The following is a 20,833-nucleotide window of genomic DNA, read 5'->3' on the forward strand; positions in this document are numbered from 1 at the left end:
AGGTCCCGATTACAAATGACGGCGAACTTACTGTACCGTCTGGACGGTCTTGTCAATTCCGCCTAGGCTGGTGCGGGGGAAGGGATCGATGAAGACCCGAAGGGCAAATTCGCGCGACAAGATACTCGCCGCCGCCGCCGATGTCGCACGCGAGGCCGGTCCCGGCAGCCTGTCGCTTGACGCCGTCGCCAGCCGCGCCGGCGTGTCGAAAGGCGGCCTGTTATATAACTTTCCGACCAAGGCCAAACTGATGCAGGGCCTGGTGGAGAATTACCTGCGCGCGTTCGAGCTGGCGCTGGAATCGGGCCGTGTCGCCGGCGCCAGCGGCGAGAGCCTGCTCGCCACCTATATCCGGCTCTCGGCGGATGATTGCGAGGAGCCGAAGCCGACGGCTTCGTGGATATTCTCGGCGATCGCCGAGGATCCGGATTTCCTGACGCCGATAAAAGCCTTCAAGTCGCAGCTGCTGCAGCGGCTGAAGAGCGAGACGCCGGACCTGAAGACGCTGCTGGTCTGCTTTCTGGCCATCGAAGGGCTGCGCAGCATGAACCTCTTCGATTCCGACGTGCTTTCCGCCGACGAACGCCGCTTGCTGGTATCGGCCCTGCTGGAGATTGCGGGATAGCTCAAGGCGTCGGATCGAAGAAGCGATACGGGCCGGGCGGAAAGGACGGTTGGTGAGCGGCATGGCATAGGCACGCATCACGACATCGGCGATTTCAAGCTACAGCCCCCTGATTCGTTGGATCGATGGTTCAGGAATGACTGCGCGAATGCGTGGGCGACTATGTTGCGCCGCACCATAACACTGCCGTGTCAGCCTTGACGTGTCAGCCTTGAGACGGCGCTCGGCGAGGCCGGCAAAGCGCGTTTTAGTGCCGTAACAGCGCCGACATATGGTTATGGCGTTGTCATGTTGCGGCGCACAAACTATGCGTCTTTGTAGTCCCTCCCAACAGTCGCGAGATCTCCATGGGTTCCCTTTCTTCGAAGAATGCGCTCGTCACCGGATCGACCAGCGGCATTGGCCTGGCCATTGCCCGCGCCCTTGCCGCCGAGGGCGCCAACGTCACGATCAACGGCCTTGGCGAAGCCGCGGCGATCGAACAGGAGCGCGCCGGCATCGAGAAGGATTTCGGCGTCCAGTGCCGCTACTCCGGCGCCAACATGATGGACGGCGCAGCGGTGACCGCCATGGTGCGCGAAGCCGAGCAGGCCTTGGGCAGCCTCGACATTCTGGTCAACAATGCCGGGATACAGCATGTCGCGCCAATCGAGGAGTTTCCCGACGACAAGTGGGAAGCCATCATCCGCATCAATCTGCTTGCCGCCTTTTACGCGATCAAGGCCGTGGTGCCCGGCATGAAGGCGCGCAAATGGGGCCGCATCATCAACACCGCGTCGGCGCATGCACTGGTCGCCTCGCCGTTCAAGTCGGCTTACGTCTCGGCCAAGCACGGCATAGCGGGTCTGACCAAGACGGTAGCGCTGGAAGTCGCGCAGGACGGCATCACCGTCAACGCCATCGCGCCCGGCTATGTCTGGACGCCACTGGTCGAAAAACAGATCCCCGACACGATGAAGGCGCGCGGCATGACCGAGGAACAGGTCAAGCACGACGTGCTGCTGGCAGCGCAGCCGACGAAGCAATTCGTCACCGTCGAGGAGCTCGCCGCGCTGACTCTGTTCCTGTGCTCGGACTCGGCCAGGCAGATTACCGGCACGACTTTGCCGATGGATGGCGGCTGGACGGCGCAGTAGGCGCGGTCCCCGAGATCAACTCGCCACCACAGACTGCAGATTGACTCATCCCCCCGGGGAGGATAGTCGACTCGCATGACAGACAATACGCATCGGTCGCATCCCGCTATCGTGAAGCGTCTAAAGCGCGCGCAAGGCCACCTTGCGGCAGTGCTCTCCATGTTCGAAGCTCATCGTTCCTGTGTTGACCTCGCACAGCAACTCCATGCCGTGGAAAGCGCCATAAGCAGCGCCAAGCGCGAACTGATCCACGATCATATCGAACATTGCCTGACCGACACCGCCGAGGGCGGAGCGCACGACTCGCTGACTGAACTCAAGCAGCTGGCCAAGTATCTATGAGCGGTCTCGGCAGGCGCACTCTCGACTGGTTCGGTTTCGGTTCGCATGATCATTCTGGCCACGATCATGACCACCACGGTCCGCATGGCCATACACACGGCGTCATCGATGCAACCATCGCGACGACCGATCGAGGCATCTGGGCTATAAAGTGGTCCTTTGTCATCCTGGCGGTCACCGCAGCAATGCAGATGGTCGTGGTGGTTCTCTCGGGAAGCGTAGCCCTTCTTGCCGACACCATTCACAATATTGGAGACGCAACCACTGCCATTCCCTTGTGGGTCGCCTTTATGCTGGCGAGGCGCAAGCCGTCGTCAACCTTCACCTACGGGCTCGGTCGGGTCGAAGACCTTGCCGGTATCATTATCGTGCTGATCATTCTGTTCAGCGCCATCGTCGCCGGGTACCAGGCTATCGAGCGCCTAATCCATCTGCAGGCAGTGACGCATCTCGGTTGGCTGACGACGGCGGGCATCGTCGGCTTCCTCGGCAATGAGGCCGTCGCGGTGTTTCGCATCCGTGTCGGCAGGGAAATCAACAGCGCGGCGCTCGTCGCTGACGGCTACCATGCCCGCACCGACGGTCTCACGAGCCTTGCCGTGGTCATCGGCGCCATCGGCGTGTGGCTCGGATTTCCGCTGGCCGACCCGATCATCGGGCTTCTCATCACGGTCGCCATTTTCGGTATCGTCTGGCAATCGGCGCGCTCAGTGCTCACCCGTATGCTCGACGGCGTCGAGCCGGGTGTGATGGCCGAAATTCATCATGCTGGCGAGCACGTGCCGGGTGCTCACATCATCGATGCCAAGGCCCGCTGGATCGGCCACAAGTTGCACGCCGACATCGCCATCGCCGCAGACGAAACCTTGCCGCTCTCGGAGGCAAACAAGATCACGGCGGCGCTGGAGAATGAATTGTTCGAACACATGCCGGCCCTCGCCGCTGCCAACATCCGTTTTTCGAGCGAATATGGCGCGCACGAGCATCCACACCCTCACGACCACAATCATGGCGAACACCAAAACCAACACTGACGTGCGCAGAAAACCAACCGCGTCTGCTAGTCTAGGCTGATGCTCCAGACGCTCGTCGAATTCCAGCGCACGATCTACCTGGCGCTCGCCGATCAGATAAAACTGCTCTCGGCTGGCGGTGGCTGGCTGGCGTTCCTTGCCTTTCTGCCGATGGGCGTGCTGTTTGGTGCGGCGCATGCCCTGACGCCTGGACATAGCAAAGCCGTTCTGGCCACGTATCTGGCCGGTTCGGACGCGAAGGTTTCGCGCGGTCTCCTGGTGTCGATAACGCTTTCCTTCACGCATGTGACGATCGCGGTGCTGATCGCGGCGTTCTCGTTACCACTGGTATCGATTGCCTTGGGAAGCGTTGGCCGAGCGCCTCTGCTGGAAGACATCAGCCGTGGGTTGCTTGGCCTGATTGGCGTCTGGATGTTGTGGCGCGCAATGAGCCACGGCCACTATCATAAGCACGAGGGCGAAGCCGTTGGGATCATGGCCGGCCTGATCCCATGCCCGCTGACGCTTTTCGTTATGACCTTCGCGATATCCAGAGGCGTTCCGGTTGCCGGCATTCTGTTCGCAACCACCATGATGATCGGCGTGGCCCTGACGCTGTCCAGCGTGGCGGTACTGTCGATCCTGTTTCGGGAACGGCTGGTGCATTTTTTCGACAGCCGGCCACGCTTGTTCGACATAATATCCAGAAGCATCGAAGGTATCGCCGGCTTCATTCTGGCTGGAGTGGCTGTTTGGCAAATTTCTGCGCGCTGAGGACGTTGAAACGAACAGCTAGGTTATGGATTGACAAGCACGAAGGATCGATCCAGCATCATGGCAAGGGGTTCCTTCGCGACGACCCCGTGAGGCGCCAGCCCAAAGATCGCGTCCAAACTCTCACTTCTGGAGGTGGACGCCATGCCGTCAACAACCGCAATCACCGTAGCGCAACTTTCCCGGATTATCGGCCTGCCCGACGCACCTGTTCTTGTCGATGTCCGCATCGACGAGGACTATGATACCGATCCGCGGCTGCTGCCGGCCTCATGCCGGCGCGATTTCAAGACCGTCTCTACCTGGGCGGCCGAGTTCACCGGAGCTCATGTGATCGTTATTTGCCAGAGAGGGCAGAAGCTTTCGCAAGGCGTCGCTGCATGGCTGCGCCATGACGGTGTCACAGCTGAATCGCTCGAAGGCGGCTTCGAGGCCTGGCTGGCGGCAAAGGGACTTCTGGTCAAGGCCGACAAGATACCGCGCCGCGACGATAAGGGCCGCACGGTCTGGGTGACGCGCGCGCGCCCCAAGGTCGATCGCATCGCCTGCCCCTGGCTGATCCGTCGTTTCATCGATCCTTCGGCGGTGTTCCTGTTCGTCGAACCGGCCGAAGTGCTGGCTGCCGCCGATCGTTTCGCTGCGATCCCCTTCGACATCGACGATGTGTTCTGGAGCCATCGCGGCGAGCGCTGCACCTTCGACACCATGATCGAGGAGTTCGAGTTGCGGTCCGAGGCGCTCGATCGTCTTGCTTTGATCGTGCGTGCAGCCGACACGGCGCGCCTCGATCTCATACCGCAGGCGGCAGGGTTCCTCGCGGCATCGCTCGGCCTGTCACGGATGTTTCGCGACGATCTCGAACAGCTTGAGGCAGGCATGTTGCTCTATGACGCGTTTTTCAGGTGGTGCCGCGATGCCACCGACGAAACCCACAACTGGCCGAGCGGGGGCAAAGCGACATGAACGCTTTTGCCGCCGACGACAGTCCGCTCGCTGCACCAGCCACGCCAACCTTTCGCCAAGCCGCGAAACTGTGGGCCAGGATCGGCCTGCTCTCCTTCGGCGGGCCGGCCGGCCAGATCGCGCTGATGCACAAGGAACTGGTCGAGGAGCGCCGCTGGATCGGCGAGCAGCGCTTTCTGCATGCGCTCAACTACTGCATGCTTTTGCCCGGCCCCGAGGCGCAGCAACTGGCGATCTATATCGGCTGGCTGCTGCACCGAACCGCCGGCGGCCTCGTTGCCGGCATCCTGTTCGTGCTGCCCGGTGCGCTTGTCATGCTGGGCCTCAGCGTCTTCTACGTGCTCTACAACGATGCTCCTTTCATCGAGGCGCTGTTCTTCGGCATCAAGGCGGCGGTGCTGGCCGTTGTCGTCGAGGCGGTCATCCGCATCGGCAAACGGGCGCTCAAGAACCGGGTTATGGTGGCGATCGCGGTGGTCGCCTTCCTTGCCATCTATGTCGTCAGGCTGCCGTTTCCGCTCATCATCCTGTTTGCAGGGCTGACCGGCTGGGTTGGCAGCCGCCTGGCGCCCACGCGTTTTTCCGGAGCCGCTCATGGCAAGGGCAATTTGCCTGATGTCAGGGGCGCCGTCGACCTGATGTTCGAGCGCGGCGAACTCGCCCACACCAAGCCGGCGAAATGGCACGCGCCGCGCACCATTGCGATCTGGCTGCCGATCTGGCTCGGACCGGTCGTGCTGATCCTGGGTCTGACCGGCCCTGCCAGTGTGTGGACGCAGCTTGGCGGCTTCTTCAGCCTGATGGCGGTGGTCACATTCGGCGGCGCCTACGCCGCACTCTCCTATGTCGCGCAGGCAGCCGTGACGTCGTTCGGCTGGCTCGCCCCCGGCGAGATGGTCGATGGCCTCGGTCTTGCCGAGACGACGCCGGGACCGCTGATCCTGGTGCTGCAATTCGTCGGTTTCGTCGCCGCCTACCGGCACGTCGGCGCGATGAGCCCGTTGCTTGCCGGATCGCTCGGCGCACTACTGACGCTCTGGGTGACGTTCGTGCCGTGCTTCTTCTGGATCTTTCTCGGTGCCCCCTACATCGAGGCGCTGCGCGGCAACAAGGCGCTGTCGGCGGCGCTGAGCGCGATCACGGCGGCAGTCGTGGGCGTGGTGATGAACCTCGCGCTGTGGTTTGCGCTACATGTCATCTTTGGCGCTGTGCACCGTGTCGGCCTTGGGATGGAGGTGCCGGTGCTGTCGTCGCTGAACTGGCGCGCCGCGCTGCTGGCGGCGGCGGCGATGGTCGCCATGCTGAAACTGAAGATCGGCATGCTGCCGACATTAGCCGGCTCGGCGCTGGCCGGACTGGCGCTGCTGGCCTTGCCTGCGTAGCGTTCGAAGGCGCGGCCAGCCATCATCACAGCCGGACTTCCAAGGCATGCCGGGCCGGCGCACAACGGTCGCGGGCGCTGGTGGGATCAGCGCCGGCCCCGGAGATACGCTTTACGTCGAACCCGATACCGCAAGCTGAACCTGCTCGACGCGGAGAGCGGCGCGCTGGTGAACTGATTTGACGAGGTTGGCCGAGCTGTTCAAAGTCGATCCTGGATCGCACAACGGGATATGACATGGTGGATTCCGATGGGATCGACAAGCTGATCGCAGGGGTGCCCCCTGCCTTGGCGCTTTGTGCCGGGCTGGACCTTGGCATCTTCACCCGGCTCGGCGGCGATGCTGCGACTGCCGACAGCCTTGGGGCAGCGCTCAAAGTCGAGCCCGCTCGTCTGTCGCGGCTCCTCTACGCGCTCGCCAGCATCGGTCTCCTCGACGTCAAGGATGGTCAGTTTCGCAACGGAGCCGAAGCGTCGAAGTTTCTCGACGCGTCCAAGCCGACCTATCGCGGCGGCGATCATGTGCTGCTGCGCGAACTCTGGGGAGCCGACCTTTTGACCGCAGAGTCGCTGCGGCAGAACCGGCCGGCCGCGCTGCATGACTTTTCTGAAGCGGGGCCAGAATCCGCAGCGGCCTTCAGCCGCATGCTCGCACCGGGAGGGGTGATTTTCGGCCGGAATCTGGCCCGTGAGCTGGACCTCTCGGCGGTCCGTTCGGTGATCGACATCGGCGGCGGCGCCGGGACCATTCTGGTCGGACTTCGCGAGCGATGGCCGCATATTGCGGCGACTTTGATGGAACTCCCGACGGTCGCAGCGGTCGCACCAGCGATCCTGTCGGAATACGGTGCCGGCGATGTGGTTGTCGAAGAAGGCGACATAACGGTCGCTCCATCGACCGGCCGGCATGACTTGGCAATCCTGAAGGCTGTCGTCCAGGTCCTGCCGCCGGACCAGGCGCGCAGTTCGATCCTGAACGCGGCGCGTTGCCTCACCCAAGGAGGCGAGATCGCAATTGCGGGGTGGGGTGTCGTCGATGACGACCGTCTCGGCCCGCCTGAGGGTGTCTTTCTCAATCTCACCTTCCTGAACCTTTACCGCGCAGGCGAATCGTACACGGAAGGTCAGTATCGCGGGTGGATGGCCGAAGCTGGGTTCCGGGATATCTCCAGGTCGCAGCTGACCGACGGCACCACGTTGTTTCGTGGGCGCCTCACGGACTGATCGTGGCTGGAGTGGTTGGTTTCGGGCGTGTGTGGCCCTCAGAGCCAGCCCCGGACGGATTGCACAAAGTTCCTGAGGCGGCGTGAGCCGATCTTTCCCCTTACCGGGCAGCGCGGTGTCCCCTGTCTTCTCGATAGCTTCTTCGCAGAGGGGGCATTTAAATGTCACTTGGTCGACAACAAAGTTCGCGATAGCGGCATATTTCGCATTCATCGATTCTGGGGCGGTACCTCCGACAGGATGATGCGCGGTCGCTGCAATTGCGCCTAGCACGTTCGACTACGTCGAATCGGAATGGAGTTTTTACACATTCGTTTATCTATTCGTGGTTTCTAATACATATGGCATCCAACGCGTTCACCCGGATTTGGTTTGCTTTGAGCCGCCTAAGGCGCGCCACGAACGGTAACGTTGCCGTCATCGTTGCCTTCACCTTGCCGGTCGTGGTTGGCGGCGCCGGCCTCGGTATGGAGACATCCTTCTGGTATTACAGCAGCCTTAAGCTGCAGGCCGTTGCCGATGCCGCGGCCTATGCCGGTGCGCTCGAGAAAGTCGCGGGTTCCGACAACCCGACCATCATCGCCGCCGCCACGCAGTCCGCGACTTCGAACAATTTCGCCACGCCGGGCACGATCCAGGTCAACACGCCGCCATTGTCCGGCCCGAACACCGCAAAGAAGGCGGTGGAGGTCATCGTCAAGCAGAACCTCGATCGCTACTTCACGGCGATTTTCAACCAGGCGCCCGTTGCCGAACAGGCAAGGGCGGTGGCGCTGATCAATGACGCCTCCAAGGCTTGCGTACTCGCGCTTAGTCAGTCGGCCTCCCAGGCTGCGCTCTTTTCCGGCAACACCACCGTAAACCTCACCGGCTGTTCGGTCATGTCGGACTCGATTGCCTCGGACGCCATAAAGACGCAGGGCTCGGCGGTGCTCAAGGCCGACTGCCTGATCACGGTCGGCGGCATGGTGCTGAACAATCCAGCGACCACGGTCTGCAAGTCCAACATCACCCAGGCCTTGCCGGCAGCCGATCCTTTCTCCAGCCTGGCGGCGCCGACGGCCGGGAACCCGTGCAAGTCTGTCAACGGCAACAAGACGTCGCAAACACTCCAGCCCGGCACCTACTGTAGCGGCATGAGCCTCAGTGGCAACGTCACCCTGCAGCCCGGCGTCTACGTCGTGCAGGGCGGTATGAAGGTCAACGCCAACGCGGTCGTCGCGGGCAGCGGAGTAACCATCTTCATGGCAGGCAGCAACACCGTCAGCATGAACGGCAACGCCAAGGTGACGCTGAGCGCGCCTACCTCCGGAGCCTATTCCGGCGTGCTGTTCTACGGCGACAGGACCGGGACTGCGGCGCAGAGCACCTTCAACGGCACCGCGGCCTCGCTTTTGACCGGCGCCATCTATTTCCCCAGGCAGCAGGTCAACTACCTTGGCAACTTCTCCGGGAACGGCGGCTGCACTCAGGTCGTCGCCGACACCATCCAGTGGTCCGGCAGTACGACCATCAAGCAGGACTGCACCAGCCTCGGGATGAAGAACATTCCGGCGACGCAATCCGTTCAGCTCGTCGAGTAGCGGGATGGGTGGGCGGACCTTGCGCATTGTCCTGGACAAATCCGGGATAGCTGCCGTGGAGTTTTCCATGTTGCTGCCCATCCTGTGCCTCGTCTGCCTCGGCATCGCCGACGGCTGGTCCTACGTGACGAGTTACCTGCAGATGCGCGCGGGCGTCAAAACCGCGGCCAATCTCGTAATGGCCGGCGCGTCCAATGACACCGGAACGCAGGCGGTCGCGCTTTCGAGCTGGAACGACAAGCCCGAGGACGCCGCGGTCGTGCTGGTCCGCTCCTATTTGTGCGGCGCCACGGTCGTGGATGCGACCACCATTTGCGGCGGAACGAAGCTGCCGACCGTGTTCGTCCAGATAACGGCCACGGGCACCTGGGTGCCCCCGTTCAACTTCGGTGTCTTCCCGGACCCGCGCGCGATCAGCCATCAGGAGGTGATCCGTGTCCGCTGAAAGGATCGGATCCAGATGGCGCCGTGACTGCTCCGGCGCAGCCGGGCTGGAGTTCGCCTTGATCGCGCCTTTCCTGGTAATGCTTTTGTTCGGAATCTTCGCCTTCGGCTGGGCCATGAATGCCGTGTCGACCGTCCGCTATACGCTGGAAACCTCTTCTCGGGCGCTGCAGCTGAACAACACGCTTTCGCAGAGCGACATCCAGGCCATCGCCACGCAGAAATTGGTGAACCTGGGTCTGAAGAACGTCATTGTGACGATCGCGACCGACCCTGCCAGCGGCGGTTTCAAGATGGCGCATCTGACCGCCAGCTATGCCTTCGTCATCGCTTTCCCGTATTTCGACCAGTATCCGATAAATTACGCCACGACCGTCACGGTGCCCCTGGTTGCCAGCTAGGATACGGCCGGCTTCGTTGAGTTGGCGGCGCCGAACTCAGACGGTAACGGATCGACTGGGAACCATCGCTCGATCTGGAATTGTACTTGCAAGAGGTCGATTCTCTTCGCGGCTGTAGATGCTTAAAGCTCGCTCCTGAGACCTCAGGGATGGACTTTTTCTATGGAACTAAAGTCAGGCTGCTTGCTTGGTCGCGTCCGTGAAAATCACCGAAAACCAGTCCATCAGTGCTGCAACATGCCGACAGGCTATCTCAGTCACCAAGCCTTTGATCTTGCTGGTGATCCCGACAGGAATCGAACCTGTGACCTACAGATTAGGAATCTGCCGCTCTATCCTACTGAGCTACGGGACCACGCGGCCCGACACATAGCCGCTTCCGATCGTTTCGCCAAGAGGCTCGCCGAAGGCAATGAAGAGGCCGGCCGAAGGCTAATCGGCCGGCCTTTCGTCGGGGCAGGTCAGGCTGCCAGCGCCGTTTCGGCCAGTTTCACCCAGTAGCTCATGCCGTGCGGTATGACTTCGTCGTTGAAGTCGTAGGCCGGATGATGGAGGCCGGCGGTCTCGCCATTGCCGATGAAGATGAAGGCGCCAGGTCGGGCTTCCAGCATGTAGGAGAAGTCTTCGCCGCCCATCACCGGCTGGATGGCGCGGTGGACCTGGGTGTCGCCGGCGACATGTGCCGCGACATCGCCGGCAAAGACCGTTTCTTCCGGATGATTGAAGGTCACGGGATAGTTGGCGTCATAGTCGACAGTGATCGTCGCGCCGAAGGCCGTGGCTATTCCTTCGCAGATGGTGCGGATGCGCTCTTCCGACTTCTTGGCGATCTCTTTCTTCAGTGTGCGCACCGTGCCGGCAATCTCGGCGGTCTCGGGAATGACGTTGTAGGCGTCGCCGGCGTGGAACTTCGTCACCGAAACCACCACCGCCTCGACCGGATCGGTGCTGCGCGAAGCGACCGTCTGAAGGGCGCCGACCAACTGGCTGGTGATGACGATCGGGTCGATCGTGCCGTGCGGCATCGCCGCATGGCCGCCGCGGCCCTTCACGGTGATGGTGAACTCGGCGGTCGCCGCCATGATCGGGCCCGGCCGGATGGCGAACTGGCCCACCGGCAGGCCCGGCATGTTGTGCATGCCAAAGACGCGCGAAATATCGAAACGCTCCATCATGCCGTCCTTGACCATCTCGTTGCCGCCGCCGCCGCCCTCTTCCGCCGGCTGGAAGATGACCGCGACCGAGCCGGCGAAATTGCGCGTTTCGGTCAGATATTTGGCGGCGCCCAAAAGCATCGCCGTATGGCCGTCATGGCCGCAGGCATGCATTTTGCCAGGAATGGTCGAGGCATAGGGCTTGCCGGTGATCTCGTTGATCGGCAGCGCGTCCATGTCGGCGCGCAAGCCGATGGTCGCGCCTTGCCCCTTGCGGCCATGGATGATGCCGACGACGCCGGTCTTGCCGAGGCCCGTCACCACGTCGTCGCAGCCGAATTCCTTCAGCTTCTCGGTGACGAAGGCGGCGGTCTTGAAGACATCGAAATTCAGTTCTGGCGTCTGGTGCAGATGGCGTCGCCAGCCGGCAACTTCATCCTGCATCTCGGCGGCGCGGTTGAGAATCGGCATAATGGTTCCATCTCGCTGTTGGAGCAGACGATCTGGCCTGCTTGATTGCAATTGTGATTGCCATGCTTGTTGCCATCTTGGCACTTTGCCATCTTGGCGTCACATAGGGTAAATAGCACCCCAGACAATGTGATCCGGAAATTGAGGGCCGGATCAGGTCATGCTGGCCATCGCGTAACGAAATCTTACGGAGCCAGGGGCGACTACGGCAAGAGGCGATTTCGGATTCCATGATGCGGCACAGCCATATCCTCAAATTACTGCTAACGGGCGGCTTGGCGCTACCCATGCTGGCTGGGCCAGCTTTGGCCAATCCGGTGATCCTGTTCGACCTCAACAGCGGCAAGGTTCTGCAGCACCAGGACGCATTCAAGCGCTGGTATCCCGCTTCGCTGAGCAAGCTGATGACCGCCTATGTCAGCTTCCGGGCGATTGCCGCCGGCGAGGTCCAGCTCGATTCACCGATCAAGGTGACCAAGCATTCGGCGGGCGAACCGCCGAGCAAGATGGGCTTCAAGCCGGGCTCGGTGATGCGGCTCGACAATGCGTTGAAGATGATGCTGGTCAAATCGGCCAACGATATCGCCATGGCCATCGGCGAAAACATAGGCGGCTCGCAGGCCGGATTCGCCGTTCGAATGAATGCGGAGGCGGCGCGGCTCGGCATGACCGGAACGCATTTCGTCAATCCGAACGGACTGTTTTCGCCGGAGCAGTATACGACGGCGCGCGATCTTGCCCTGCTGGTGATGGCGATCCGCAAGGAATTCCCGCAATACGCCCCCTGGTTCTCGATCGAAGGCCTTGCCGTCGGCAAGAAGGCGATCTCCAACTACAATCTCTTGATCGGGCGCTATCCCGGCGCCGACGGCATGAAAACCGGGTTCGTCTGTCCCTCGGGCTTCAACATGATCGGCTCAGCGACACGCAATGGCCGCACGCTGGTCGCGGTCGTGCTCGGCGAAAAATCGGCGATCAGCCGTGCCGAGACCGCCGCCAGGCTGCTCGACCAGGGCTTTGCCACGCCCGACCCGAACTGGCTCACGGTCGCGGCCATGCCTTCCTATGGCGATACAATGTCACCCAACGACATGCATGATGAGATCTGCAGGAAGAAGGCGCCGCACGAGCAGTCCGAGGCGGCTCCGCCGGTGGCCGCGAAGGGTGCCGACGTGCCGAAATCGCCCTATCAGGAAAAGCTCGACCACGTGCCGACGCTGGTTGCCGTGGGCCTCGGCGGCGCCACCGGGCCGGCGCCGAAGGCGATGCTCGACCAGGGCGGCCAGGAATACGCCGATGTGCCGCTGCCGAGCTGGCGGCCAGACATTCCGGCGCCAAAGGGCGCCGAACCGGCCGCGGTGGGCCAGGCAACCGCGGTGCAGGGCGACCAGCTGGTCAAAGCCGCGAACTAGGCGATGGCTGGCTTTCCGATACCCGTCACGGTGGTCACCGGCTTCCTCGGCGCCGGCAAGACGACATTGCTCAACCGGTTGCTCAAAGATCCGGCACTGGTCGACACGGCCGTCATCATCAACGAATTCGGTGAGGTGGCGATCGACCACCTGCTGGTCGAGCAGGCCTCGGACGGCATCATCCAGTTGTCCGACGGCTGTCTGTGCTGCACGGTGCGCGGCGAACTGGTCGATACGCTGGCTGACCTCGTCGACCGGCTGCAGACCGGCCGTATCGCCCGCCTTGCCCGCGTCGTCGTCGAAACCACCGGGCTCGCCGATCCGGCGCCGGTGCTGCAGTCGATCATGGCGCATCCCGCCCTTGTGCAGGCCTTCCGACTTGATGGCGTCATCACGCTGGTCGACGCGGTCAACGGCAATGCGACGCTCGACGGCCATGTCGAGGCGGTCAAGCAGGTGGCGGTCGCCGATCGCATCGTGCTGACCAAGGTCGATCTGGCCAGCGATCCCGGCGACGTCGATGCTTTGCGAACGCGACTCCATCAGCTCAATCCAGGCGCCGTGGTGCTGGAGGCCGGCGACGGCCGAACCGGCGTCACGGCGCTGTTCGATTGCGGCCTCTACAATCCGGCGACCAAATCCGCCGATGTCCGGCGCTGGCTCGGCGAAGAAGCCGCCCATGAGCACCACCATCATCATGATCACGGCGAACATGAGCACCACCACTGCCACGATTCCCGCGTGCGCTCCTACTCGCTGGTCCATGACGGCCCGGTGCCGTTTTCGGCGATCGAGATGTTCCTCGACCTGCTGCGTTCTGCGCATGGCGACAAGCTTTTGCGGATGAAGGGCGTCATCGAGCTTGCGGAGGACCCGTCGCGGCCGCTTGTCGTCCACGGGGTGCAGAAGATCCTGCATCCGCCGGCGCGGCTGCTGGCCTGGCCGGACGGCCAACGCGGCACCAGGCTGGTGCTGATCACGCTCGATATGCCGGAAGATTATGTGCGCCGGCTGTTTTCCGCCTTCACCAACCGGCCGTCGATCGACACGCCGGATCGCGCGGCGCTGGAGAGCAATCCGCTGGCGATAGCCGGGGGCTGATTGTCAGGCTCGCTATGCGCCGCGTTCGACCAGGAAGCGGTGGCCGCCGCTGACGGCTGATGTTTCAACAAGCTGGTGGCCAGCGTCGGCGCAAAAGGCGGGGATGTCGATGACCGCCAGCGGGTCGGTGGTCTCCAGCCAAAGCCGGCTGCCCGGCTGCATTGCCGCCAGGCGTTTTTTCGCCTTGAGAACGGGCAGGGGGCAGTTCAGGCCCTTGAGGTCATAGATCGCGGTGTGATTTGTTTGTTTGTCTTCATGCATGTCTTTGTCCCAAAACCGCTGCGCACTTTTGGGCGACATGCATCGGCAAGGCGAAAAACCTCAGCCGCCGAACATGCCTAGCAGCTTGTTCTTGATCTTCGACATCCGGCTTTCGTCCGCCGGCGGTTCTGCAGGCGCCGCCTCGACGCTCGCAGTGGCGACCGGCTGCTGGGGGGCCTGCTTGGCTGCTTCCTTTTCGGCCAGCGCTTGGGCCTTTGCGGCTTGCTTTTCAGCCAGTGCCTGGGCCTTGGCGGCTTTCGCAGCCTCGATGGCAGCAACCCGCTGTTCCTCGGCCTTGCGCTTGGCTTCCTTCTCTGCGTCCAGCGCCGCCATCTTGCGGCCGGCGGGCGAATCGATGCGGCCCATGCGCGCCGTCTCGGTCAACGTGCCGTCGGAATTCAGCGACGGCGGTTCGATCGGCACGCGCTCGCCCCGGGCGCGGCGCTTCGACCAGTCGGAAACGATGCTGGCTTCCTTGATGCCGGCAATGGTCGGCTTGGGCGCCGGAACACTGGCCTTGACCGCGCCTGTGAAGGCCGCGTCATAGCTGCTTTGATAGGCGTTGAGTGCGCTCTTCAGCGAATCCGGCTGCGTGGTCGCGGGGCAGGCGCCAGTCGGATCGAATGTCGTGCCCTCAGGCGCCACCTGGTTGAAGACATAGCGCTTGTCGCAGACATCGACCTTCGGCGGCACCTTGGTGATCTCGAAATTGTCGTAACCGACCTTCAGCATCTTCCAGAACTCATAGTTCGGGTCGTTGCGGTAGCGCGCCATGTTGGCGGCGGTCATGCGGAATGGGAACGCCTGGATCTGGAACTCGGTCTGGCCGCCCTGGAAGGCATCGCGACCAAAAGCGTAGATCTGCTCGATCTGCGGGTCGGTCATCGAATAACAGCCCGACGACGAGCAGGCGCCGTGCACCATCAGATTGGCGCCGGTGCGGCCATTGGCACGGTCATAGGCGTTGGGATAGCCGATGTTGAAGGACAGGTGATAGTTCGAGCGCGGATTCATCTGCGACGGGCGGACCGTATAGAAACCTTCCGGCGCCTGGCGGTCGCCCTCCGTGTATTTCGGGCCGAGCTTGCCCGACCATTTGCAGATGTCGTAGCTGGCGACCATCTCGTAGCGGCCGGTGGTCTTGGCCTTCCAGATTTCGAGCTTGCCTTCTTCCTTGAAGATGCGAGCCATCACCGACGAGGTGCGGATCATGCCCTTGGCCTTCATGTCGGCCAGGATCTTGTCCGGCAGCGGCTTGCTGGCTTCCGGCGCAAAATTCTTCATAGAGGAATCGTTGCAGCCGGCAACGCCAAGCGCGGCGATCAGAAGTGCGGTGCGGGCAAGCTTGGTAAACATGGATACGGCTATGTCTTTTTCTCGCGTCACGGGCCGGATAGCGCCCGGTCCTGTATGCTGAACACTGACGGACACCCTAAGCCCGTTAACCTTGAAAATTCCTTACCGCAAGCGTCGGACGGCGTCCCCCACGGCAATTCGCCCGGTGTCACGGATTTTTTATTGAGCCGAATGCGGCGGCATTTTTATGGCGAAATTGCTCCTTGACGCCACATTGCGGTGCGTTGCCCGCCGAAATCAGAGGCTGCGGCCCATCGCCAGGTATTTTTCGCGGCGCTGCTCGCGAAAATCGGTATTGGCGCCGGCAAATTCCTTCATCGTCTTGGCAATGAGGTCGCCGGTGGCGGCGATCACCGTTTCGGGCGCGCGCTGGGCGCCGCCGAGCGGCTCGGCAATGATGGCGTCGATGATCTTCATTTCCAGAAGGTCCTGGGCGGTGATCTTCATGTTGGTCGCCGCATCCTTCGAGCGCGTGGTGTCGCGCCACAGGATTGAGGCAGCGCCTTCCGGCGAGATCACCGAATAGATGGCGTGTTCCAGCATGTAGACGCGGTTGGCGGTGGCGATCGCAATGGCGCCGCCCGAACCGCCTTCGCCAATGACGACCGAAATCGATGGCACTTTGAGGCCGAGGCAGGCCGAGGTTGAACGGGCGATGGCTTCAGCCTGGCCGCGTTCCTCGGCGCCAACGCCGGGGTAGGCGCCGGCGGTGTCGACCAGCGTCAGAAGTGGAATCTGGAAGCGGTCGGCAAGTTCCATCAGCCGCACGGCCTTACGGTAGCCTTCAGGGCGCACCGAGCCGAAATTGTGCTTGAGCCGGCTCGCCGTGTCGGAGCCCTTTTCCTGGCCGATGACGGCCACCGGTTCGCCGCGGAATCGGGCGAAGCCGCCGATGATCGCCTGGTCCTCGCCGAAATTGCGGTCGCCGGCGAGCGGCGTGAAATCGCTGAACAGACCCTTGATGTAGTCGAGGCAATGCGGCCTGTCGGTGTGGCGCGCGACCTGCACCTTCTGCCACGGCGTCAGCGCCTTGTAGATGTCGCGCAGCGCGTCGCGCACGCGCTTCTCGAGCCGGCTGATTTCGTCGCCGACATCGACCGCCTCGCCATTCTCGGCAAGCTTCTTCAGCTCGAGGATCTTGAGTTCAAGGTCCTGCACCGGCTTTTCGAAATCGAGGTAATTGTACATTCTTGAGCGGACCGATGCGTCGGAAGGCAAACATCGCGCAGATGTAGGCTCCGCGCGGGCACGTTGCCCTCACATAGCGATATGAGGCCTAGTCGGCAAGCGGATGATGATCGTTGACCAGCCGCACCAACCGCTCTTCCAGCACATGCGTGTAAATCTGCGTGGTCGAGATATCGGCGTGGCCGAGCAGCTGCTGCACCGCCCTGAGATCGGCGCCGTTCTGCAGGAGATGGCTGGCGAAAGCATGGCGCAGCACATGCGGCGAAATTTTCGCCGCCGATATGCCGGCCCGCGCGGCAAGGCCTTTGAGATCGCGGGCAAAGACCTGCCGGGAGAGAAAGCCGCTGTCGCCGGCGGCCGGGAACAGAAACGGGCTGTCGGCGAAAGCCGGCACCGTGGCCCGGGCTGTGAGCCAAGCCCGCATCGCCGTGCGGGCCTTGGCCGACAGCGGCACCATGCGCTCCTTGTCGCCCTTGCCGCGCACCATGAAGAAGCGGTCGTCGCGCTGGGCGACGGTCACCGGCAGGCCGACTAGTTCGGAGACGCGCAAGCCGGTGGCATAGAGCACCTCCACCAAAGCGTGCAGGCGCAGTGCAGCCACCCGGTCACCATTGACGGCATCGCCTGTCTCAAGCGCGGCGCGGTCGAGCAGCCGACCGGTATCGGCCTCGCTCATCGTCTTGGGCAGCGGCCGGCCCTTTTTCGGACTGTCCAGCGTGCCGGTCGGGTCGTCGCCGCGCAAGCCCTCGGCGTAGAGAAACTTGAAGAACTGGCGGATCGCCGACAGTTTGCGCGCCTGCGACGTCGACGCAAAGCCGCGCGCCGCGATATCGTCGAGATAGGCGCGGATGTCGGCTGCGGCGGCAGCGGCAAGCCCGCCGGCAATCTGCTGCGAAGCGTCTTCGAGATCACGGCGGTAGGAAGACAGCGTGTTTGCAGCGGCACCGCGTTCGGCGCTCATCATCTCGAGAAAGGCTTCGATGCGAGCCGCGCTGTTCATGTTCCAGGGGTCAGTTTTGGGTCAGTTTTTCTTGGGGTTCAGCTTTTCCGGTGGAATGCGCACGGTGATTTCGGCTTTTTTCGGCTCGACGAACATCGCCAACGCCACCATCGTACCATAGGCAATGCCGGCAAGAATCATCATCGTCACGACAAAGCGGAACAGTGTCGGCATCAATCTTCGCCCGTCTTCTTGCTCTGCGATTCCAAGCCCTGTGTCCTTATGGGACGCTAATTCCGTCAATTCAAGGACGAAGGGCTCTGCGTGCGAAAGGCGCTGTGCTTGACGCAAGCGGGCTTTTGATGTCGATACGCCGGCAAAGACGGCTTAGAAACAGCATGGTCTCATGAACGCGTTACCAGCAAATCCTCCCGGCGATAGCCATGCCGCGCTGCTCGACAGGCTGGGCAGCCGCTCGATCGTCTTTGTCGGCCTGATGGGCGCCGGAAAGACGGCGATCGGCCGCAAGGTGGCGACGATGCTGTCGCTGCCCTTCGTCGACAGCGACCAGGAGATCGAAACCGTGTCGCGCATGACGGTGCCGGAACTGTTCGAACGCTATGGCGAGACCGAATTCCGGGCATTGGAGCAGCGCGTCATCCTGCGCGTGCTGGAGAGTGGGCCGCAGGTGCTGTCGACCGGCGGCGGCGCGTTCATGAATGCGCAGACGCGGGAAGCGATCGCCGGGCATGGCGTGTCGGTGTGGCTGAAGGCCGAGATCGACCTATTGATGGAACGCGTGTCCAAGAAGCAGAACCGGCCGTTGCTCAAAAGCGCCGATCCGCGCGCCGTGCTCGAGCGACTGATGGGCGAGCGCTACCCGGTCTATGCCACGTCCAACATCACCGTGCCGACACGCGACGACCGCAAGGAGGTCATTGCGACGGAGGTTGTTGACGCGCTGTGCGGGCATTTCGGCATTCCGGCTCCGACTGCGCCAGGCGAGGTGCGGCTGTGAGCGAACCGGTCACTGTCGAGGTCGGCCTTGGCGAGCGTGCCTATGACATCCTGATCGGCCCTGGCCTTTTGGCGCGCGCCGGCGCCGAGATTTCGCGCCGCCTGCCCGGCACGAGGGCGGCGGTGGTCACCGACGACAATGTCGCGGCGGCACATCTCGACGCGCTGAAGGCCGGTCTGGAAACAGGCGGCATCCAGCCTGCCGTCATCACTTTGCCGGCCGGCGAAAAGACCAAGAGCTTTGCCCATCTCGAAGAGGTGGTCGATGGCGTGCTCGCCGCCAAGCTGGAGCGCGGCGATGTCGTCATTGCGCTCGGCGGTGGCGTCATCGGCGACCTGACCGGCTTTGCCGCCGGCATCGTGCGCCGCGGCATGAATTTCGTCCAGATTCCAACCTCGCTGCTGGCGCAGGTCGATTCCTCGGTCGGTGGGAAGACCGGCATCAACAGCCCGCGCGGCAAGAATCTGGTCGGCGTCTTCCATCAGCCGAAGCTGGTGCTGGCCGACACCGAAGTGCTCGACACGCTGCCGATCCGCGAATTTCGCGCCGGCTATGCCGAGCTTGCCAAATACGGGTTGATCGACCGACCGGCGTTTTTCGCCTGGCTGGAAGCGAACTGGGAAAAGGTGTTCGCCGGTGGTGCGGAACGGGCGGAGGCGATTGCCGAGGCCTGCCGCGCCAAAGCCGATGTCGTCGCCCGCGACGAGTTCGAAACCGGCGACCGCGCACTGCTCAATCTTGGCCACACGTTCGGCCATGCGCTGGAAGGCGCCACACAGTATGATGGCGCCCGCCTCGTCCATGGCGAAGGCGTCGCCATCGGCATGGCGCTGGCGCACCGCTTTTCCGCAAGGCTCAATCTGGCCAGCCCGGACGACGCGGCGCGCGTGGAGGCGCATCTTCGCGCCGTCGGTCTACCCTGGCGGATGGCCGACATCCCTGGTGAGTTGCCCGATGCCGAGGCGCTGCTTGGCTTCATCACCCAGGACAAGAAAGTGTCGCGCGGCGCGCTGACCTTCATCCTGACGCGCGGCGTTGGCCAGGCTTTTATTGCCAAGGATGTACCGGCGTCGGAAGTGCTTTCGTTCCTCAGGGAGAACCACCCGGGCCAGGAAAGCCGGCAGCGATGATCAACGAGCCCGGCTGGACCGTCGTCGCCGTCCTTGCCATCCTCATCCTGCTGGTCCTGGCCGTGCGCACGCGCCTGCTTGCCATGTTCGGCTATGAGCTGTCGCGCATCGAGCCGCAGCGCTCGACACAGGACGAGTTGCGCGGCGCGGTCGACGATTTCCGCCGCGACGGCCAGATGGTGCGTGAGGACCGCGACCGCGTCGGCGGGCTGTTCGATCTCGCCGAGCTCGAAGTCTCCGACATCATGGTCCACCGCACCAATATGCGCTCGGTCAATGCCGACAATGGGCCGGAAGCGGTGGTGCGCGAGATCCTGCAAAGCCCGCACACCCGCATGCCGTTGTGGAAAGGCTCTCTCGACAACATTGTCGGCGTGCTGCACGCCAAGGACCTGCTGCGAGCGCTGAACGAGGTCGGCAACGACTTTTCCCGGATCGACGTGATGAAGATCGCTTCGAAGCCTTGGTTCGTGCCCGACACCACGACGCTGCAGGAACAGCTCAACGCCTTCCTGCGCGCCAAGGCGCATTTCGCTATCGTCGTCGACGAATATGGCGAGGTCGAAGGGCTGGTGACGCTGGAGGACATTATCGAGGAGATCGTTGGCGAGATCGCCGACGAGCACGATGTAGACATTCAGGGCGTGAAGCAGGAGGCGGACGGTTCCGTGGTCGTCGACGGCACCGTGCCGATCCGCGATCTCAACCGGGCGCTCGACTGGAACCTGCCTGACGAGGAAGCGACCACCATTGCCGGCCTGGTCATCCACGAGACGCAGTCGATCCCCGAGGAAAAGCAGGCTTTCACCTTCCACGGCAAGCGCTTCGTGGTGATGAAGCGCGACAAAAACCGGATCGCCAGAATCAGGATCAGGCCGGCGGGCGAATCTTAAAGGTACCGAGCAGGCCCGCCACA

At 62.7% G+C, this 20,833-nt stretch carries 22 protein-coding genes and 1 tRNA gene; 16 read left to right on the forward strand and 7 right to left on the reverse strand.

Annotated elements, in window-relative coordinates:
* Positions 1 to 88 precede the first annotated feature (88 nt).
* The 11 genes from NKJ77_RS00115 to NKJ77_RS00165 all read left to right on the forward strand — a co-directional run bounded on the left by NKJ77_RS00115 (position 89) and on the right by NKJ77_RS00165 (position 9,886).
* The gene (locus NKJ77_RS00115; protein WP_023831992.1) at positions 89 to 625 is read left to right on the forward strand and encodes a TetR/AcrR family transcriptional regulator; all 537 of its coding nucleotides are present in this window, start codon (positions 89 to 91) and stop codon (positions 623 to 625) included.
* A 347-nt stretch (positions 626 to 972) separates the two neighbouring features.
* Positions 973 to 1,761 (forward strand): 3-hydroxybutyrate dehydrogenase, encoded by a 789-nt coding sequence (locus NKJ77_RS00120; RefSeq protein ID WP_352533897.1) that lies wholly within the window; start codon positions 973 to 975, stop codon positions 1,759 to 1,761.
* A gap of 75 nt (positions 1,762 to 1,836) precedes the next feature.
* Complete coding sequence (locus NKJ77_RS00125; RefSeq protein WP_023806557.1) at positions 1,837 to 2,103, forward strand: metal-sensing transcriptional repressor; 267 nt, start codon at positions 1,837 to 1,839, stop codon at positions 2,101 to 2,103.
* Entirely contained in the window at positions 2,100 to 3,137 is a 1,038-nt protein-coding gene (locus tag NKJ77_RS00130) for a cation diffusion facilitator family transporter (protein ID WP_023806558.1), read from the forward strand. Before NKJ77_RS00125 ends, NKJ77_RS00130 begins: the two co-directional genes overlap by 4 nt.
* 39 nt (positions 3,138 to 3,176) lie before the next feature.
* Entirely contained in the window at positions 3,177 to 3,890 is a 714-nt protein-coding gene (locus tag NKJ77_RS00135; protein ID WP_023831991.1) for a nickel/cobalt transporter, read from the forward strand.
* Between the two features lie 144 nt (positions 3,891 to 4,034).
* The gene (locus tag NKJ77_RS00140; protein WP_023806560.1) at positions 4,035 to 4,853 is read left to right on the forward strand and encodes a chromate resistance protein ChrB domain-containing protein; all 819 of its coding nucleotides are present in this window, start codon (positions 4,035 to 4,037) and stop codon (positions 4,851 to 4,853) included.
* Positions 4,850 to 6,235, forward strand: coding sequence for a chromate efflux transporter (gene chrA, locus NKJ77_RS00145; RefSeq protein WP_352533899.1), 1,386 nt, complete (start codon positions 4,850 to 4,852; stop codon positions 6,233 to 6,235). Before NKJ77_RS00140 ends, chrA begins: the two co-directional genes overlap by 4 nt.
* Before the next feature lie 236 nt (positions 6,236 to 6,471).
* Entirely contained in the window at positions 6,472 to 7,458 is a 987-nt protein-coding gene (locus tag NKJ77_RS00150; RefSeq protein ID WP_023831989.1) for a methyltransferase, read from the forward strand.
* Positions 7,459 to 7,835: 377 nt separating this feature from the next.
* Entirely contained in the window at positions 7,836 to 9,041 is a 1,206-nt protein-coding gene (locus NKJ77_RS00155; RefSeq protein ID WP_352533902.1) for a pilus assembly protein TadG-related protein, read from the forward strand.
* 4 nt (positions 9,042 to 9,045) lie between these two features.
* Positions 9,046 to 9,486 (forward strand): TadE/TadG family type IV pilus assembly protein, encoded by a 441-nt coding sequence (locus NKJ77_RS00160; RefSeq protein WP_352533904.1) that lies wholly within the window; start codon positions 9,046 to 9,048, stop codon positions 9,484 to 9,486.
* The gene (locus NKJ77_RS00165) at positions 9,476 to 9,886 is read left to right on the forward strand and encodes a TadE/TadG family type IV pilus assembly protein (protein ID WP_023708223.1); all 411 of its coding nucleotides are present in this window, start codon (positions 9,476 to 9,478) and stop codon (positions 9,884 to 9,886) included. The genes NKJ77_RS00160 and NKJ77_RS00165 overlap by 11 nt, the downstream gene beginning before the upstream one ends.
* A gap of 278 nt (positions 9,887 to 10,164) precedes the next feature.
* Here NKJ77_RS00165 and NKJ77_RS00170 read toward each other — a convergent pair.
* Together NKJ77_RS00170 and NKJ77_RS00175 are read right to left on the reverse strand one after the other, a co-directional pair.
* Positions 10,165 to 10,241: transfer RNA gene (locus NKJ77_RS00170), tRNA-Arg, on the reverse strand.
* Positions 10,242 to 10,347: 106 nt separating this feature from the next.
* Positions 10,348 to 11,511, reverse strand: coding sequence for a M20 aminoacylase family protein (locus tag NKJ77_RS00175; protein ID WP_023699100.1), 1,164 nt, complete (start codon positions 11,509 to 11,511; stop codon positions 10,348 to 10,350).
* A 233-nt stretch (positions 11,512 to 11,744) separates the two neighbouring features.
* Between NKJ77_RS00175 and NKJ77_RS00180 the strand changes: the two genes are divergently transcribed.
* Positions 11,745 to 12,923, forward strand: a complete 1,179-nt coding sequence (locus NKJ77_RS00180; protein WP_023832491.1) for a D-alanyl-D-alanine carboxypeptidase family protein — start codon at positions 11,745 to 11,747, stop codon at positions 12,921 to 12,923.
* A gap of 3 nt (positions 12,924 to 12,926) precedes the next feature.
* The gene (locus NKJ77_RS00185) at positions 12,927 to 14,024 is read left to right on the forward strand and encodes a CobW family GTP-binding protein (RefSeq protein ID WP_023815674.1); all 1,098 of its coding nucleotides are present in this window, start codon (positions 12,927 to 12,929) and stop codon (positions 14,022 to 14,024) included.
* A 12-nt stretch (positions 14,025 to 14,036) separates the two neighbouring features.
* On the opposite strand, the gene NKJ77_RS00190 is transcribed toward NKJ77_RS00185, so the two are convergent.
* The 5 genes from NKJ77_RS00190 to NKJ77_RS00210 all read right to left on the reverse strand — a co-directional run bounded on the left by NKJ77_RS00190 (position 14,037) and on the right by NKJ77_RS00210 (position 18,003).
* The gene (locus NKJ77_RS00190; RefSeq protein ID WP_027050749.1) at positions 14,037 to 14,285 is read right to left on the reverse strand and encodes a sulfurtransferase TusA family protein; all 249 of its coding nucleotides are present in this window, start codon (positions 14,283 to 14,285) and stop codon (positions 14,037 to 14,039) included.
* A 60-nt stretch (positions 14,286 to 14,345) separates the two neighbouring features.
* Complete coding sequence (locus NKJ77_RS00195) at positions 14,346 to 15,641, reverse strand: L,D-transpeptidase family protein (RefSeq protein WP_023832492.1); 1,296 nt, start codon at positions 15,639 to 15,641, stop codon at positions 14,346 to 14,348.
* A 237-nt stretch (positions 15,642 to 15,878) separates the two neighbouring features.
* Entirely contained in the window at positions 15,879 to 16,829 is a 951-nt protein-coding gene (locus tag NKJ77_RS00200; RefSeq protein ID WP_023670665.1) for an acetyl-CoA carboxylase carboxyltransferase subunit alpha, read from the reverse strand.
* Between the two features lie 88 nt (positions 16,830 to 16,917).
* The gene (locus NKJ77_RS00205; RefSeq protein ID WP_027050748.1) at positions 16,918 to 17,829 is read right to left on the reverse strand and encodes a site-specific tyrosine recombinase XerD; all 912 of its coding nucleotides are present in this window, start codon (positions 17,827 to 17,829) and stop codon (positions 16,918 to 16,920) included.
* 21 nt (positions 17,830 to 17,850) lie between these two features.
* A complete protein-coding gene (locus NKJ77_RS00210) occupies positions 17,851 to 18,003 on the reverse strand; it encodes a hypothetical protein (RefSeq protein WP_023670666.1) in 153 nt (50 codons plus the stop codon).
* Positions 18,004 to 18,175: 172 nt separating this feature from the next.
* Between NKJ77_RS00210 and NKJ77_RS00215 the strand changes: the two genes are divergently transcribed.
* Genes NKJ77_RS00215 through NKJ77_RS00225 form a run of 3 tightly spaced genes read left to right on the forward strand, consistent with a single transcriptional unit; the run spans position 18,176 to position 20,810 of the window.
* A complete protein-coding gene (locus tag NKJ77_RS00215; protein ID WP_023670667.1) occupies positions 18,176 to 18,787 on the forward strand; it encodes a shikimate kinase in 612 nt (203 codons plus the stop codon).
* Positions 18,784 to 19,917, forward strand: a complete 1,134-nt coding sequence (gene aroB / locus NKJ77_RS00220) for a 3-dehydroquinate synthase (RefSeq protein ID WP_023694054.1) — start codon at positions 18,784 to 18,786, stop codon at positions 19,915 to 19,917. The genes NKJ77_RS00215 and aroB overlap by 4 nt, the downstream gene beginning before the upstream one ends.
* The gene (locus NKJ77_RS00225) at positions 19,914 to 20,810 is read left to right on the forward strand and encodes an HlyC/CorC family transporter (RefSeq protein ID WP_023670669.1); all 897 of its coding nucleotides are present in this window, start codon (positions 19,914 to 19,916) and stop codon (positions 20,808 to 20,810) included. Before aroB ends, NKJ77_RS00225 begins: the two co-directional genes overlap by 4 nt.
* Positions 20,811 to 20,833: the final 23 nt, after the last annotated feature.

Origin of the sequence: Mesorhizobium sp. M0052 (assembly GCF_040323255.1) — a bacterium.
Lineage (GTDB): Bacteria > Pseudomonadota > Alphaproteobacteria > Rhizobiales > Rhizobiaceae > Mesorhizobium.

Coding starts and splice junctions, on each gene's coding strand:
- NKJ77_RS00115 (WP_023831992.1), top strand. CDS start 89: ATGAAGACCCGAAGGGCAAATTCGCGCGACAAGATACTCGCCGCCGCC.
- NKJ77_RS00120 (WP_352533897.1), top strand. CDS start 973: ATGGGTTCCCTTTCTTCGAAGAATGCGCTCGTCACCGGATCGACCAGC.
- NKJ77_RS00125 (WP_023806557.1), top strand. CDS start 1,837: ATGACAGACAATACGCATCGGTCGCATCCCGCTATCGTGAAGCGTCTA.
- NKJ77_RS00130 (WP_023806558.1), top strand. CDS start 2,100: ATGAGCGGTCTCGGCAGGCGCACTCTCGACTGGTTCGGTTTCGGTTCG.
- NKJ77_RS00135 (WP_023831991.1), top strand. CDS start 3,177: ATGCTCCAGACGCTCGTCGAATTCCAGCGCACGATCTACCTGGCGCTC.
- NKJ77_RS00140 (WP_023806560.1), top strand. CDS start 4,035: ATGCCGTCAACAACCGCAATCACCGTAGCGCAACTTTCCCGGATTATC.
- chrA (WP_352533899.1), top strand. CDS start 4,850: ATGAACGCTTTTGCCGCCGACGACAGTCCGCTCGCTGCACCAGCCACG.
- NKJ77_RS00150 (WP_023831989.1), top strand. CDS start 6,472: ATGGTGGATTCCGATGGGATCGACAAGCTGATCGCAGGGGTGCCCCCT.
- NKJ77_RS00160 (WP_352533904.1), top strand. CDS start 9,046: ATGGGTGGGCGGACCTTGCGCATTGTCCTGGACAAATCCGGGATAGCT.
- NKJ77_RS00175 (WP_023699100.1), bottom strand. CDS start 11,511: ATGCCGATTCTCAACCGCGCCGCCGAGATGCAGGATGAAGTTGCCGGC.
- NKJ77_RS00180 (WP_023832491.1), top strand. CDS start 11,745: ATGCGGCACAGCCATATCCTCAAATTACTGCTAACGGGCGGCTTGGCG.
- NKJ77_RS00185 (WP_023815674.1), top strand. CDS start 12,927: ATGGCTGGCTTTCCGATACCCGTCACGGTGGTCACCGGCTTCCTCGGC.
- NKJ77_RS00190 (WP_027050749.1), bottom strand. CDS start 14,285: ATGCATGAAGACAAACAAACAAATCACACCGCGATCTATGACCTCAAG.
- NKJ77_RS00195 (WP_023832492.1), bottom strand. CDS start 15,641: ATGTTTACCAAGCTTGCCCGCACCGCACTTCTGATCGCCGCGCTTGGC.
- NKJ77_RS00200 (WP_023670665.1), bottom strand. CDS start 16,829: ATGTACAATTACCTCGATTTCGAAAAGCCGGTGCAGGACCTTGAACTC.
- NKJ77_RS00205 (WP_027050748.1), bottom strand. CDS start 17,829: ATGAACAGCGCGGCTCGCATCGAAGCCTTTCTCGAGATGATGAGCGCC.
- NKJ77_RS00210 (WP_023670666.1), bottom strand. CDS start 18,003: ATGCCGACACTGTTCCGCTTTGTCGTGACGATGATGATTCTTGCCGGC.
- NKJ77_RS00215 (WP_023670667.1), top strand. CDS start 18,176: ATGAACGCGTTACCAGCAAATCCTCCCGGCGATAGCCATGCCGCGCTG.
- NKJ77_RS00225 (WP_023670669.1), top strand. CDS start 19,914: ATGATCAACGAGCCCGGCTGGACCGTCGTCGCCGTCCTTGCCATCCTC.